Annotated in this window: 14 protein-coding genes; 7 read left to right on the top strand and 7 right to left on the bottom strand. The window is 37.6% G+C overall.

Annotated elements, in window-relative coordinates; translation table 11 throughout:
* Window positions 1–90: 90 nt before the first annotated feature.
* A complete protein-coding gene (locus FFJ24_RS24345; protein WP_138819690.1) occupies window positions 91–984 on the top strand; it encodes a hypothetical protein in 894 nt (297 codons plus the stop codon).
* Here FFJ24_RS24345 and FFJ24_RS24340 read toward each other — a convergent pair.
* From FFJ24_RS24340 to typA, 5 genes are all read right to left on the bottom strand, one after another.
* On the bottom strand, window positions 970–1,884 hold the full coding sequence (locus tag FFJ24_RS24340; RefSeq protein ID WP_138819689.1) for a lysophospholipid acyltransferase family protein: 915 nt from the start codon (window positions 1,882–1,884) through the stop codon (window positions 970–972). The two genes, FFJ24_RS24345 and FFJ24_RS24340, sit on opposite strands and share 15 nt — an antisense overlap.
* A 92-nt stretch (window positions 1,885–1,976) precedes the next feature.
* The gene (locus FFJ24_RS24335; RefSeq protein WP_138819688.1) at window positions 1,977–2,903 is read right to left on the bottom strand and encodes a lysophospholipid acyltransferase family protein; all 927 of its coding nucleotides are present in this window, start codon (window positions 2,901–2,903) and stop codon (window positions 1,977–1,979) included.
* 158 nt (window positions 2,904–3,061) lie between these two features.
* On the bottom strand, window positions 3,062–3,640 hold the full coding sequence (locus FFJ24_RS24330) for an NAD(P)H-dependent oxidoreductase (RefSeq protein ID WP_138819687.1): 579 nt from the start codon (window positions 3,638–3,640) through the stop codon (window positions 3,062–3,064).
* A 62-nt stretch (window positions 3,641–3,702) separates the two neighbouring features.
* Window positions 3,703–4,263, bottom strand: coding sequence for a Crp/Fnr family transcriptional regulator (locus FFJ24_RS24325; RefSeq protein WP_138819686.1), 561 nt, complete (start codon window positions 4,261–4,263; stop codon window positions 3,703–3,705).
* Window positions 4,264–4,631: 368 nt separating this feature from the next.
* Window positions 4,632–6,437 carry a translational GTPase TypA gene (gene typA, locus FFJ24_RS24320; protein ID WP_138819685.1) on the bottom strand — a complete coding sequence of 602 codons (1,806 nt, stop codon included), beginning with the start codon at window positions 6,435–6,437 and terminating at the stop codon, window positions 4,632–4,634.
* 225 nt (window positions 6,438–6,662) lie between these two features.
* On the opposite strand from typA, the gene FFJ24_RS24315 reads away from it, so the two are divergent.
* Window positions 6,663–7,022 (top strand): DUF4180 domain-containing protein, encoded by a 360-nt coding sequence (locus FFJ24_RS24315; RefSeq protein ID WP_138819684.1) that lies wholly within the window; start codon window positions 6,663–6,665, stop codon window positions 7,020–7,022.
* 6 nt (window positions 7,023–7,028) lie between these two features.
* On the opposite strand, the gene FFJ24_RS24310 is transcribed toward FFJ24_RS24315, so the two are convergent.
* The gene (locus tag FFJ24_RS24310) at window positions 7,029–7,475 is read right to left on the bottom strand and encodes a VOC family protein (protein ID WP_138819683.1); all 447 of its coding nucleotides are present in this window, start codon (window positions 7,473–7,475) and stop codon (window positions 7,029–7,031) included.
* 141 nt (window positions 7,476–7,616) lie between these two features.
* Between FFJ24_RS24310 and FFJ24_RS24305 the strand changes: the two genes are divergently transcribed.
* On the top strand, window positions 7,617–8,294 hold the full coding sequence (locus FFJ24_RS24305) for a TIGR02117 family protein (RefSeq protein ID WP_138819682.1): 678 nt from the start codon (window positions 7,617–7,619) through the stop codon (window positions 8,292–8,294).
* 104 nt (window positions 8,295–8,398) lie between these two features.
* Here the strand turns inward: FFJ24_RS24305 and FFJ24_RS24300 are convergent, their stop codons facing one another.
* Window positions 8,399–9,211 carry an esterase family protein gene (locus tag FFJ24_RS24300; protein WP_138819681.1) on the bottom strand — a complete coding sequence of 271 codons (813 nt, stop codon included), beginning with the start codon at window positions 9,209–9,211 and terminating at the stop codon, window positions 8,399–8,401.
* A 182-nt stretch (window positions 9,212–9,393) separates the two neighbouring features.
* Here FFJ24_RS24300 and FFJ24_RS24295 point away from each other — a divergent pair, with 182 nt between their 5' ends.
* The 4 genes from FFJ24_RS24295 (at window position 9,394) to FFJ24_RS24280 (ending at window position 13,292) form a co-directional block, all read left to right on the top strand.
* On the top strand, window positions 9,394–10,101 hold the full coding sequence (locus FFJ24_RS24295) for an esterase family protein (RefSeq protein WP_138819680.1): 708 nt from the start codon (window positions 9,394–9,396) through the stop codon (window positions 10,099–10,101).
* 124 nt (window positions 10,102–10,225) lie between these two features.
* The gene (locus FFJ24_RS24290) at window positions 10,226–11,305 is read left to right on the top strand and encodes a RimK family alpha-L-glutamate ligase (protein WP_138819679.1); all 1,080 of its coding nucleotides are present in this window, start codon (window positions 10,226–10,228) and stop codon (window positions 11,303–11,305) included.
* Window positions 11,306–11,334: 29 nt separating this feature from the next.
* Window positions 11,335–12,435 (top strand): carboxylate-amine ligase, encoded by a 1,101-nt coding sequence (locus FFJ24_RS24285; RefSeq protein ID WP_138819678.1) that lies wholly within the window; start codon window positions 11,335–11,337, stop codon window positions 12,433–12,435.
* 5 nt (window positions 12,436–12,440) lie between these two features.
* Window positions 12,441–13,292, top strand: a complete 852-nt coding sequence (locus FFJ24_RS24280; protein ID WP_138819677.1) for a type 1 glutamine amidotransferase — start codon at window positions 12,441–12,443, stop codon at window positions 13,290–13,292.
* Window positions 13,293–13,433 lie beyond the last annotated feature (141 nt).

Genomic DNA, 13,433 nt, shown 5'->3' with positions numbered 1-13,433 from the left:
TTAATTAGATGTTAAAATTGTTTATTATTTTGTATTTGATTAAAAATCCTCAGTCAATTATTTTTTCACTTTCAGACCATAATTAAAGCTATGAGCTATCTAAAATATAATTGTGATGAAAATTCCCTTTTAATTCATAAAGGTGCTACTCAATTCAAAAAAAGCGAAGTCAAAATAGACCAAGAAACCTATATTATACCTAAAGAATATAAATCAGCTAAAATAAATGATTTTCTATCTAAGCACGAATTAATTGGATTTAATGGGGAACTTAAATTTAAAAAGTTATTAGATGATAACAAAATACCTTATTTATACATTGGTCAGGGGGCATATGGCATAGAAAAATCAAAAACGTTATTAGATCACTCCGAATCCAAACGCCCAGATTTTTTATTGAACATTAAAGACCTTGGTACGATTCTCTTTGATGTTAAATGTAGAGCTAAAATGAATTGTGCCAATAACAAAGAAGCTTTTTTTGCTTTGTTTATTTCTGAAATTAACGCCTTGCTCGAATTACAAAAATCTGTGCAAATGCAGGTTTGGATCGCATTTATAGAAAGAGATGAAAATGAAGATCTTAAAGATTGCTTCCATTTTATATCAATATCTAACCTTTATAAATTTCTCGAAGAGATTCAAAAAGACAATTCTTTCCAACAAATAAAAGTTTTGAGAATCCCCAATCAATTTTTGAAAAAAATAGGCAAAAAAATATCTTTTAGCGTCGGACACGTTGATTTTTCTCCGAAGATAATCCAAAAATCTATCCAAATACATTTAGAACTGATGGAAAATTTAAAAAATCAAATCATAATGTTTATACGAAACAATAAATGCTACAAGTCTAATATTGGTCGTGAAATTATCAAAAACACTATGAAAACCTACTACAGTAAAGAGGTAGACGCATGTACTAATACCCTTATTAATGACAAGGTTATTTTACATTCAAAATATAAGCATTTAAGCCTGTTTTAACATTTCATTTTTGCTAAATATAAGTTCCGTTTTGGGCTTGTATTTCCATCTTTTATGACTCCACAACCAATAGGCGGGTTCTTCGTTAATCATCTGCTCCAGAAAGCGGGTATGCAATTCGGTGATTTCAAATTCAGCCGTGTCTGCCGGGTTTAAACACAATGGAATACAATCTACACTGTAAAAACCACGTTTAAGCACATTTATTTTGAAATAGAATATCGGTTGACCAGTACGTTTCGCAATTTTCTCAATCCCCAATTGTACCGAACTGGGCTGGTGCATAAAAGTAGTCCAGTAATGTGATTCATCTTTCGAAGGTGCCTGATCATTACCAAAACTGAAGATACTCGGTGTACCTTTACTGGCCTGCAATGCCCGCATGGTCCGCCGCATGGCAATAAGTTTATTCCCGAACCTGCTCCTCACTTTTTTAAACCAGTTATCGAATACGGGGTTGGTTAAAGGTTTGTAAATAGGATAATGATCAGCCTGAAAATTGAGTCCGATACCCAGCGTGCCCCACTCCCAGTTACCGTAATGTGCCGAACAGATCAATACGCTTTCGCCACGATCTAAATAGGCCTGAACCTGAGTTTTGTTTTTAAAAATGAAACGCTTTTCTATTTCTTCCTTTGAGATACTGTTCATTTTTACAACCTCAAATATCAGCGAAGCCAGGTAGCGGTAAAAACGTTTTTCAATAAGAACAATTTCACTTAATGGTTGATCAGGAAGGGCATTTAACAGATTTTCCCTCACCACTTTCCGACGGTAGCCGAAAACAAAATAAAGCACTAGATAAGCCCCATCGGCCAGCATGTATAAAACTGATATTGGAAACAGAGATAATACGCCTAAAAAAAATATTCCCAAATGGGAAATCCCCTTTTTAATCATACCAGAATTAGTTGAATTGCTAAATTAAAAAGCAACGCAAAGAATTATGCCACAAAAATGTTAGATTTTAAGTTAGGGATACAAAAAGTAATTTAGACCATCGCATCCATCACATTCTGATTCCTTGCCATCACTTTATGAATTTTCTGCTCAGGTTTATATTTCCACCTCCTGTGGCTCCACAACCAGTAAGCCGGCGCTTCTTTGATCATGTCTTCCAAAAAGTGAGTATGCATTTCAGTGATTTCAAATTCGGCAGTTTCAGCCGGATTTAAACAGATCGGCACACAGTCTACTTCGTAATAGCCCCTTTTTAAATGATTGATTTTTAGGTAAAAAACAGGACGATTGGTTTTTTTTGCAATTTTTTCTACACCCAATTGTATCGATGATTCCTGGTTTAAAAACATAGTCCAGTAGTTCGATTCGTCCTTAGAAGGCGCCTGATCACTTCCAAAAGTAAACATGGTCGCCTCATTTTTACTCGCCTGTATCGCCCTTAAAGTTTGGCGCATAGCCACCATGTGGTTACCGAATTTACCTCTCATGTTCAGGAACCAATTATCAAAGGCATCGCTGCTCAAAGGTTTATAAATGGGGTAATGCTCGCCAGAGAAATTTAAACCAATCGCCATACAAACCCATTCGTAATTGCCATAATGCGATGAGCAAAAGATTACGCTTTCGTTATTTTTAAGGTAAGCTTCAACCAGATCGACATTTTTGAATTTTACCCTTTTACTAAGCTCTTTTTTGGAGATGCTTTTCATTTTAATCACTTCGATAAAAAGTGAAGCCAAAAATTTATAGAACCGTTTTTCTATCGCACAAATTTCAGTAGTGGTTTTCTCTGGAAAAGCATTAAGCAAGTTTTCTTTAACCACTTTTCTACGGTAGCCAAAAACATAAAAAATTAATACATAGAAAGCATCTGCCAATCTATATAAAATGAATAGCGGCAAAAGAGAGAGCATATTTAATAAAAATATACCCACCTTGGATAATCCTTTATTAATCATAATTGAGACGATTTGTTTGCTTGGTAAAATGCAAAATTAAAGTCTGCACCAAAACGAATTGCCATCAAATTGTTAATTTTTTACTCCTATAAGTTTTATGAAAAACTACTGACAAAAAAGCATTAAGCTGATTAATAATAACACTAAGGAATAATCACTTACCTCAAACTACTTCCGAGTTTATGTATTTCATTTACCCACTTTATTCTCTGTTTTTGTGTAGATTTTTTAATGATTCCTACGTAGGTGATTTTAACCGGACTTATCCCACAAAACTGAAGTACACTTTTTTTTAACTGGTTAACGCTTGGCCGACCAAAAAACAGGCGGTAATACCATGCGGGCTGGTCTAAAGTAGTAATGATCCGGGCTGTTTTCTCACTAAAAAGTTTATCCCACCAAACACTGTTTTCGCGGTACCTAAAGGCGATGCCGGGTAGAAACAAGCGGTCGATAAATCCTTTCATTAAGGCGGGCATGCCGCCCCACCAAACAGGATGAACCCAGACCAAATGATCAGCAGCTTTTATTTTTTCTAAACTCGCTAATAAATCAGGCTCCAATTCCATGCGCTGCTGGTAACCGAAAGCAAGGTTAGGATTAAAAATTAAATCGCCAATGTGGATTAATGAAACCGTGGCACCCGCTTCCACCGCCCCTTTATAATAAGCTTCTGCCAGGGCAAAATTGATGCTTTTTTTATGTGGATGCCCGTTTAGGATTAAAATATTTTTCATGTTGCTATTATTACAACACAAAATTAACCCCGATCTTTTGCTCAACAGGCAGACAAATGTCCTTAAATAATTTCTTTGCGGAGCCGGCTTAAGTGCCTCGGGGTAATGGCCAGAAACGACGCCAGATATTTTACAGGTATTTTTTTAATATAGTCGGGATAATTTTTGAGAAGCTCCAGATAGCGCTGTTTAGCCGCATCTTTCTGGTACATAAAAATCCGCTTTTCTAAATGCAGGTATTGCTGCTCAGCTATAGTTTTTAGCAACTTTAATCCATTTATACTGGATGCAGCTAAATCATCAATCACTTCTTTTTTGATAATCAGCAAATCTACAACACTCATTGCCTGGATATTCTCTACGGTTGGGTTTCCGGTAATCAGAGAGGAATAAGCCGTCATAAACTGACTGGGAAAAGTAAGGCAATAAGTATATTCTTCTGCACTGGCCGAAGTATAATAAGAACGCAGAATACCCGATTTTATGATAGCTATTTCCTTACATATCTTACCCTCCGTGATAAAGAATTCTCCTTTTTTTAATGCCCTTGGTATAGCATTAGCTGTAAAAACATCAATTTCTGCCGGAGAAAGAATATTAAAGGATTGAAGGTAAGTTTGCATGATAAAAATTTTGCACGGGCAAGATAAGCAAAACTTAAGGAACCTATTGCCACATCCTTAACGAACCTAAACCTTATTGGAGCGGTATCACCCGATTCTTCATCGGGTATTTAGCGGAAAGAAGGACTGACAATAAAAAATGTAATGTAACTGCTTTACTCATCATTTTTATCACTAACTAAACACAAACTAATCCTGGGAGAACTGTTATTATTTCATCATTATTACTTAAGAGTTGACACCTTTCGGGGCCTGTTTAAAATTAAAGTCGTCAACTCTGATCAAACCTTTTAAACACAAAAAGCCCCGATTTACATCGGGGCTATATTAATCTTTATTTTTAAGTCCCCTTTAGGGGATTTATTGGTCTAAGCGAATTGCTTTCCTTTAACTTTACGTTCTTGCTCAGTTAAGAAAATTTTACGTAAACGCATGCTTTGCGGTGTAACCTCGATATACTCATCAGCCTGGATATATTCCATCGCTTCTTCTAAAGAGAATTTAATTGCCGGAGCAATACGGGTGTTATCATCAGTACCAGAAGCACGCATGTTGGTTAATGCTTTACCTTTTACCACGTTTACTACTAAATCGTTATCACGAATGTGCTCACCCATAATCTGACCTTCGTAAACATCAGTTCCCGGATCGATGAAGAAACGGCCTCTATCTTGTAACTTATCGATTGAATAAGCTGTAGTTTGACCCTTTTCCATTGAAACTAATACACCGTTTAAACGACCAGGGATTGTACCCTTCCAAGGCTCGTAAGCTTTGAAACGGTGAGCCATAATTGCCTCACCTGCTGTAGCAGTTAAAACGTTATTACGTAAACCAATGATACCACGCGCAGGGATTTCGAACTCCAAGTGTTGTAAATCGCCTTTTGGCTCCATAATTAATAACTCGCCTTTACGCTGAGTTACCAATTCGATTACTTTACCAGAAACTTCTCCCGGAACATCAACAATTAAAGTTTCAATCGGCTCATGTTTTTTACCATCAATTTCTTTAATGATAACCTGAGGCTGACCTACCTGAATCTCATAACCTTCACGACGCATCGTTTCAATTAATACCGATAAATGGAGAATACCACGGCCATAAACCAACCAAGCATCAGGAGAAGCTGTTTCAACAACTTTTAAAGCTAAGTTTTTTTCCATCTCTTTGTATAAACGTTCTTTAATACGTTGAGAAGTTACTAATTTACCTTCTTTACCAAAAAACGGAGAGTTATTGATGGTAAACAACATGTTCATCGTTGGCTCATCAATGCTGATTACCGGTAATTGTTCTGGTGCTTCAAAATCAGCGATAGTATCACCAATATCAAAACCATCAATACCTACAACTGCACAAATATCACCAGAGCTTACTTCAGTAGCTTTAACCTTACCTAAACCTTCGAAAGTATAAAGTTCTTTTACTCTTGATTTAACAACTTTGCCATCGCGTTTAATTAAAGTAACCGGTTGGTTTTCTTTAATAGTACCGCGGTGTACACGGCCAATTGCGATACGACCTACGAAAGATGAATAATCTAACGAAGTGATCTGCATCTGTAAAGTACCGTCGTTAATTGGTGCAGGTGGAATGTTAGCCACAACCGCATCTAGTAAAGCGAAAATATCAGTAGTTGGTACTTTCCAGTCTGTACTCATCCATCCTTGTTTAGATGAACCGTAAATAACAGGAAAATCCAATTGCTCTTCAGTTGCTTCAAGGTTAAAGAACAATTCGAAAATCTGCTCATAAACCTCTTCCGGGCGACAGTTTTCTTTATCCACTTTGTTTACAACCACAATCGGTTTTAAACCAAGGGCTAAAGCTTTTTGTGTTACGAAACGTGTTTGAGGCATTGCACCTTCAAAAGCATCGCAAAGTAAAAGTACACCATCGGCCATTTTCAAAACACGCTCTACCTCACCGCCAAAATCCGCGTGACCAGGTGTATCGATAATGTTAATTTTTACATCTTTGTATTGAACTGATACGTTTTTAGACACGATTGTGATACCACGCTCACGCTCTAAATCGTTGTTATCCAATATCAACTCTCCTGTTTGTTCGTTGTCACGAAAAATAGAACAAGAGTGTAAAATCTTATCAACCAAAGTGGTTTTACCGTGGTCAACGTGTGCTATAATAGCTATATTTCTAATCTTTTGCATAAAATGCGCCTCAAATTTGGCGCAAAGATAGTGTTTAGAAATGGATTTTCTACTATATCGCTCACTATTTAATACGATGATAATGTTGCAATTATCTCACTTTTAAATAGAAAGGCAGAGCAATTCTTTTTTCAATCCATTACAGGTTCGAACCAAATGTTTTAAAAAACATAATCTTTAAATTAGCCGCGGTAAATTAAAACACCTGCCAATTTATAATTACAGATGAAAATTGAAACGCATACCATAAACAACATCAATATTGCAGAAGTCATTTCGGAAGAAATTATTATTAATGACGCAGCAGATGGCTTAGACTTATTGGGGAACCTATATTACCAGGGTTTTGATAAAATCATCATCCACAAACAAAATATCACCCCCGATTTCTTCGACCTGAAAAACGTAATAGCAGGAGAAATTCTTCAAAAATTTTCAAATTACCGGGTAAGCCTCGCAATTATTGGCTATTTTAGCTCATATCAAAGCAAAAGTATCAAAGATTTTATTTACGAGAGCAATAAGGGCAAACATATTAATTTTTTAGGTTCGACAGCTGAAGCTTTGACAAAGCTAGCTGGATGAAATTTATTATGTGCTTAACCAATCCTCGTAAGAAATTACACCTAACTCTGGCCTTGCCTTTCCTTCTAAAATAGCAATAAATTCTAATGCATGCCCATCAGGATCATTAAAATAAATAGCCAGGGCAGGCATCCAAGCGAAAACCATTGGCTTGTGATTTCCATTGTTAAGAAAATTATAAGGCTGAAGATTTTTAGATTCAAGAAATTGAACTGATTTGTTCAGCACATCATTCACATCGCAACGAAAAGCAAAATGCCTGATGTCGATTTCTGCCTTTGGTTTCTCCCAAATTCCCAACATGGCTTCCTGCGGTTTTCCGATCCAGAAAAAGGCAATTTTGCGTTCTTCTTCATAGTGGCATTGTGTTAAACCTAAAACATTGCGGTAAAAATCGATTGATCTTTCTAAATCCTCTACATAAATGTGCGTTTCAAATAATCCTTTTATCATGCTGTCAAGGTAGGGATAACTTATAGCCGTGAAAAATCATGTTTTTCAATATCAGTATCAATAAAATCGATAGGCAAATTATTCTGTAGATTGGGTTACCAGGAATGCTACTTTTGTATTAATTGTAGAAAGGAGATTGGAATGAACAAAAGGAGTTTAAAATATACAGGTAGATTTTTAATTGTTTTTATCGCATTGATTGGGATTTACTTCTTCACTGCATTTTGCTGCTCGCGTATTACCATAAATGCCAATCCAACAAATGCTAAAGAAGTTGCCATATATATTATGACCAATGGCGTGCACACTGATATTGTGGTTCCGGCTGTTAGCGCCGAAATGAACTGGACAAAAGAAATCAGTTATCAGAATACTTTAGAAGCCGATAGCAGTTACCGATACCTGGCCATGGGCTGGGGTGATAAAAAATTCTACCTGGAAACACCCGAATTTTCAGATCTTAAACTAAGCAATGGCCTACGGGCAATATCCGGACTAAGCACATCGGCCATGCACACCACCTATTACAAAAACATACGGGAAGATGCCAGCTGTAAAAAAATCATGATTAGCCGTGCGCAATACAAACAACTTATTGGCTATATCTTAAATAGTTTCAAAAATGGTGCAACGGGCCGTTTGATCAGTGTCAAATCGAACATCCATTATGATATTGGCGATGCTTTTTATGAAGCAAAGGGAAGTTACAGCATTTTTAAAACCTGCAATACCTGGGCCAATGCGGCTCTTAATTCGTGTGATCAAAGAAGCTGCTTATGGACAATATTTGATACGGGTATTTTTTTGAAGTATAAATAGCCATGCGAACGATCGTCATTCCCAACTCGATTGGGAATCTTAAAGCGCTTGTATTACGATTCCCGCATGCGCGGGAATGACGACCATACTAATCAATTCTATCACTAAACCTCAAATGCCCAATCTAAAAAGGCTGGCATTACACTTTCCCATGTTGGAACATCGTGTTTACCACCAACTTTTTCATAATAAAAGATATTATCAGGCCGTTTGTAGCCTTTATTCAGGAGTATTTTAACAACATCAATGGTATCGTCTATAGAATCGATAATCATATTTTTATTCCGGTCTGCCTTTTCGTCTTCTGTCCCGGTCATCAACCAGAATTTCATATCCGGCTTAGTAAAAGTATTCTCCAATTGCTGATGCATAATACGGTCGGCATCGGTATACCCTTCATTCAAATCTTTTTTTCTCCACCAAAATGCTCCTGAAAAAACACCAATAACATCGAAAGCAGAAGAATTATTCCAGGCAATATCAAAAGCAGATAAACCGCCCAGAGAAAATCCTGCAAAACCCACTTTACCAGTAACCGGCATCGCAATTTTCTTTCTAACAAAAGGCAGAAGTTCTTTAATCACAAAATCAGTATATAGGTTAGCTTTTGCACCGCGACCTTTAAAATCAGGCATACCTGCAATACCATATTCCATTAAACGATCTTCTGATGCTTTAATGCCCACAACAATTAACCTGTGATTTCTTTTGGAATGATGGGCATCTTCCAAAATCGTGCTAAAATCCATTTTAGCCACATCTTGCCCATCATTTAATAAAAGAAGCTCTATTTTTTCATTCCCTAAAATACCTTCAGGCGTATAAATATCTATTTCTACCTCACGCTTTAAATAAGCTGAGGGTATTTTAAAGCTACTGGTATTAACTTTTACCGATAAAATTGTGGTGTACTTCATAATCAAAATCCCCTATCACACGGCTATCGCCTCAGAATTAGGGTGCAAAGGTACAAATCTCCATAAACTATTAATTATCATAGGTCAATTTTTACAATCCCCTCTTAATTTGATTCATTTTACTGCTTAAACTATTCTTATTGTAGATTTTAATTTATACCTTAAATTATTCAATTTTTATTATGGTTAAAGAAGAACATAAGAAATGGTACAGCCCGAATTTAAGTGGCGAAATCGACATGCTCATCTTTGGTCACGGTGGCACCCCTATCCTACTGTTCCCAACGAGCATGGGTCGATATTTTGAAAATAAGGATTTTAAATTGATAGATTCTGTTGAGGGATTTATCAATGAAGGAAAAATTAAGATTTATTGTCCTGATGGCGTTGACAAATTAAGTTGGTACAACAAAAATATCCATCCCGCAGACCGGGTTAAGAACCACATTTGGTACGACAAATACCTGCTTGAAGAGGTTGCCCCTTTGGCCCGCCAGGAAACCGGGCACAGTAAAATTATTACTGCTGGTTGTAGTTTCGGGGGCTATCATGCAGCAAATTTCGCTTTCAGGCATCCCTGGTTGGTTAGCCATATGTTCAGCATGAGTGGCGCTTTCGATATCTCTGGTCAATTAGACGGCTTTTACAACGATGATGTTTATTTCAACAACCCGGTTGATTATCTGCTGAACAACAGTAACCCTGAGCTGCATTATATGAAAATTGTGCTGGGTACAACCGACCGCGATATGTGCAGGCCGGACAATGAACGTTTATCGGAAATTCTCCGTAAAAAAGGAATCGATCATTGGCTGGATATCAGGCAAAATGCTGACCATGACTGGCCGATCTGGAGAGAGATGTTTCCGAATTATATTGCACAGCTTTAGTTTAGTCCAAAGTCGGAAGTCTTAAGCCCCGAGTCGATTTAGGTCATAATCATCAAACAATTAACCGATTAACCAGTTAAGCAATTAGCCATAATGCTTAAACAATTAAATTTAAAATATACTAATGAAAAAAATAGGGATTTTATTCGGACAGGAGCGTTCTTTTCCTGAAGCCGTAATCGAAAGGATTAATCAAAAAGCAGAAAAAGGTATTACCGCCGAAGCTGTTAAAATCGACAAAATATTTCAGAATGTACCCCTTGGCTATTCGGTTATCATCGACCGTATTTCGCAGGATGTGCCTTTTTACCGTGCATCTTTAAAAAATGCAGCCATTACCGGAACTGCAGTAATCAACAATCCATTTTGGTGGAGTGCAGACGAGAAGTTTTTCAACAATGCCCTGGCCGAACAAATCGGTGTTCACGTGCCCAAAACAGCCTTAATCCCATCACGTGAGCATCCTACAGGTACCACAGGAGAATCGTTTTCGAACCTCACGATGCCTTTAGATTGGGATGCCATTTTTGAGTACACTGGTTTTCCGGCCTATATGAAACCTTACGATGGTGGTGGCTGGAGAGATGTTTATAAACTTCATGATAAAGAAGATTTTTTTGATAAACACAGCGGCACCCAACAACTGGTAATGCTTTTGCAGGAAGAAATCATTTTCGAAGAATATTTCAGGTGTTATTGCATCGGTGGTAAACATGTACGCATTATGCAGTATGATCCACGCAACCCGCATCATTTACGCTATGCAACAGAAGGTAAATCACCAGATCCGAAATTACTTAAAACAGTTGAGGAATACACCTTAAAATTATGCAAATACCTGGGGTATGATTTCAATACAGTTGAATTTGCGGTGCGTGATGGAGTGCCTATTGCAATCGATTTCTGTAACCCTGCCCCCGATGCAGATATTAAAAGTGTTGGTCAGGAGAATTTTGACTGGGTTGTAGAAACCACAGCCAATTATGCCATAGAAAGGGCTAAAGCACAAAAAGACGGACAAGATAATTTAACCTGGGGCGAATACATTAAAGCCTCTGTTGGTGGTAAACCACTAATAGCTAAAGCTGAATCAAATGTGGCTAAAACAGTTACGCCTAAGAAAATTACGGCTACAGAAAAGGCTAAAACTGCAACACCAGAGAAGGCGCCCGCAAAGCCTAAAAAGGCAGCAGCAAAAAAATAATTGGGATTTAAATTCTAATCAATATTAACATGAATGAGTTTACGCTGGGCATAGAAGAAGAGTACATGGTAATTGATCCCGTTACCAGAGAGCTTACTTCTCATGACCAAAAAATTGTAGAAGCTGCACAAAAGATTCACAAAGACCAGGTTAAAGCAGAAATGCACCAGGCAGTAGTAGAAGTTGGAACTGGTATTTGTAAAACAACCACAGAAGCACGTAAAGAAATTTCTCAACTGCGCTACACCGTATCGCAACTTGCCGGAGAACAGGGTTTGAGAATTGGTGCAGCTGGTACCCACCCCTTTTCGCATTGGGAAAAACAATTGATTACCGAACATCCCCGCTACAACGAAATCGTTAACGAGTTGCAGGAGGCCGCCCGCTCTAACCTTATTTTTGGGCTGCATGTACATGTAGGCTTTCAATCGCGCGAGCTGGCCATTCATATTGCCAATCAGGTAAGGTATTTTTTACCGCACGTTTTTGCTCTATCAACCAATTCGCCTTTCTGGGAATCACGAAACACAGGCTACAAATCTTTCCGAACTAAAATATTCGATAAATTCCCACGTACAGGCATCCCCGATATTTTTAACAGCATTGAAGATTACGACAATTATGTAAAACTGCTCATCAAAACCAATTGCATGGATAATGCAAAGAAAATTTGGTGGGACATCCGCGTACATCCATTTTTTGACACCGTAGAGTTCAGAATATGCGATTGCCCAATGCTGATTGATGAAACGATGGCTTTTACGGCATTATTTCAGGCATTATGTGCTAAACTGTATAAACTGCGTTTGCAGAATATGGAGTTTATCAGTTATTCAAGAGCATTGATCAACGAAAACAAATGGCGGGCTGCACGTTATGGGATTGATGGCAATTTGATAGATTTTGGTAAAGAAATGGAAGTTAACTGCCGGAACCTTGTTTTAGAATTACTGGATTTTGTAGATGACGTAGTAGATGATTTGGGCTGCCGCGAAGACATTAGTTATGTGCATAAAATCCTGGAGCATGGTACCGGAGCAGACAGACAGTTGGCTGTTTACCAGCAAACTGGTAACTTTGAGGCCGTGGTAGATTACATTACCACTCAAACACTTATAGGTGCAAAATAATTAAAATGGATAAAAGAAGCTTTAAGGTAGCCGTTATTGACATGAATAACGGCGCACCTAATCAGGGTATGCGGGGAATTCAGGAAATTTTATCCCGTTTCAGAATTGAAAACAATATTGATTTAAGCTTTGATATTTTTGACTTAAGGCAGAAAGGAGAAATGCCCGGCATTGGTTACGATGCATATATTTCTAGCGGCGGACCAGGGAGTCCGATTGAAAGTAAAGGCGAACAATGGGAAAATGATTTCTTTAATCTCTTAGATCAGATAGAAGCTTTTAACTATAGAAACGAAAGAAAAAAATATGCTTTTTTAATCTGCCATTCCTTTCAATTGGCTTGCAGAAAGTATGAATTGGGTAACGTAACTGAAAGACGGTCTAATGCTTTTGGTATTTTCCCGATTACCTTAACTGAATACGGAGAAAAAGATGAAATTTTTAACGGCATCACCAATCCTTTCTTTTCGGTCGACAGCAGAGATTGGCAGGTGATTGAACCAGATTTTGCAGCTTTTGAGCGAAAAGGTGCCAAATTATTGGCCATCGAAAAAGAACGCAAACATGTCAATTTAGAACGCTGTATGATGTCGATCCGCTTTTCAGATGAAATTATCGGTACACAATTTCATCCTGAGGCCGATCCGGCGGGCATGAAAATGTACTTGCTTCAGCAAGAAAAGAAAAAAGCAATTGTTGATATGCACGGGGAGCAAAAATACCTGGATATGTTAAACAGTTTAGACGATCCTGCAAGGATTGTGCTTACGCAAAGTGTTATTTTACCTAATTTTTTACAAAAAGCAATTAGGCATTTGCAAAAACAGTCGTCATTGCGAACTGAAGAGGTAGATTGAGCGAATGAGTGAAGCAATCTTTCTCGCATATATTCGTCATTTCGACTGGAGCGCAGCGGAATGGAGAAATCTATTAAAAAAGTATATGATAATCGCCGATAGATTTCTCCACTACGGTCGAAAGGACGATCACTCTTTTGT

The organism is Pedobacter sp. KBS0701, from assembly GCF_005938645.2.
Taxonomy (GTDB): domain Bacteria; phylum Bacteroidota; class Bacteroidia; order Sphingobacteriales; family Sphingobacteriaceae; genus Pedobacter.
This window is presented reverse-complemented; position numbering and strand designations above follow the sequence as displayed.

Bases quoted from the DNA above. Each gene is read 5' to 3' on its own strand.
- FFJ24_RS24345 (WP_138819690.1), top strand. From the start codon at position 91: ATGAGCTATCTAAAATATAATTGTGATGAAAATTCCCTTTTAATTCAT.
- FFJ24_RS24340 (WP_138819689.1), bottom strand. From the start codon at position 1,884: ATGATTAAAAAGGGGATTTCCCATTTGGGAATATTTTTTTTAGGCGTA.
- FFJ24_RS24335 (WP_138819688.1), bottom strand. From the start codon at position 2,903: ATGATTAATAAAGGATTATCCAAGGTGGGTATATTTTTATTAAATATG.
- FFJ24_RS24330 (WP_138819687.1), bottom strand. From the start codon at position 3,640: ATGAAAAATATTTTAATCCTAAACGGGCATCCACATAAAAAAAGCATC.
- FFJ24_RS24325 (WP_138819686.1), bottom strand. From the start codon at position 4,263: ATGCAAACTTACCTTCAATCCTTTAATATTCTTTCTCCGGCAGAAATT.
- typA (WP_138819685.1), bottom strand. From the start codon at position 6,437: ATGCAAAAGATTAGAAATATAGCTATTATAGCACACGTTGACCACGGT.
- FFJ24_RS24315 (WP_138819684.1), top strand. From the start codon at position 6,663: ATGAAAATTGAAACGCATACCATAAACAACATCAATATTGCAGAAGTC.
- FFJ24_RS24310 (WP_138819683.1), bottom strand. From the start codon at position 7,475: ATGATAAAAGGATTATTTGAAACGCACATTTATGTAGAGGATTTAGAA.
- FFJ24_RS24305 (WP_138819682.1), top strand. From the start codon at position 7,617: ATGAACAAAAGGAGTTTAAAATATACAGGTAGATTTTTAATTGTTTTT.
- FFJ24_RS24300 (WP_138819681.1), bottom strand. From the start codon at position 9,211: ATGAAGTACACCACAATTTTATCGGTAAAAGTTAATACCAGTAGCTTT.
- FFJ24_RS24295 (WP_138819680.1), top strand. From the start codon at position 9,394: ATGGTTAAAGAAGAACATAAGAAATGGTACAGCCCGAATTTAAGTGGC.
- FFJ24_RS24290 (WP_138819679.1), top strand. From the start codon at position 10,226: ATGAAAAAAATAGGGATTTTATTCGGACAGGAGCGTTCTTTTCCTGAA.
- FFJ24_RS24285 (WP_138819678.1), top strand. From the start codon at position 11,335: ATGAATGAGTTTACGCTGGGCATAGAAGAAGAGTACATGGTAATTGAT.
- FFJ24_RS24280 (WP_138819677.1), top strand. From the start codon at position 12,441: ATGGATAAAAGAAGCTTTAAGGTAGCCGTTATTGACATGAATAACGGC.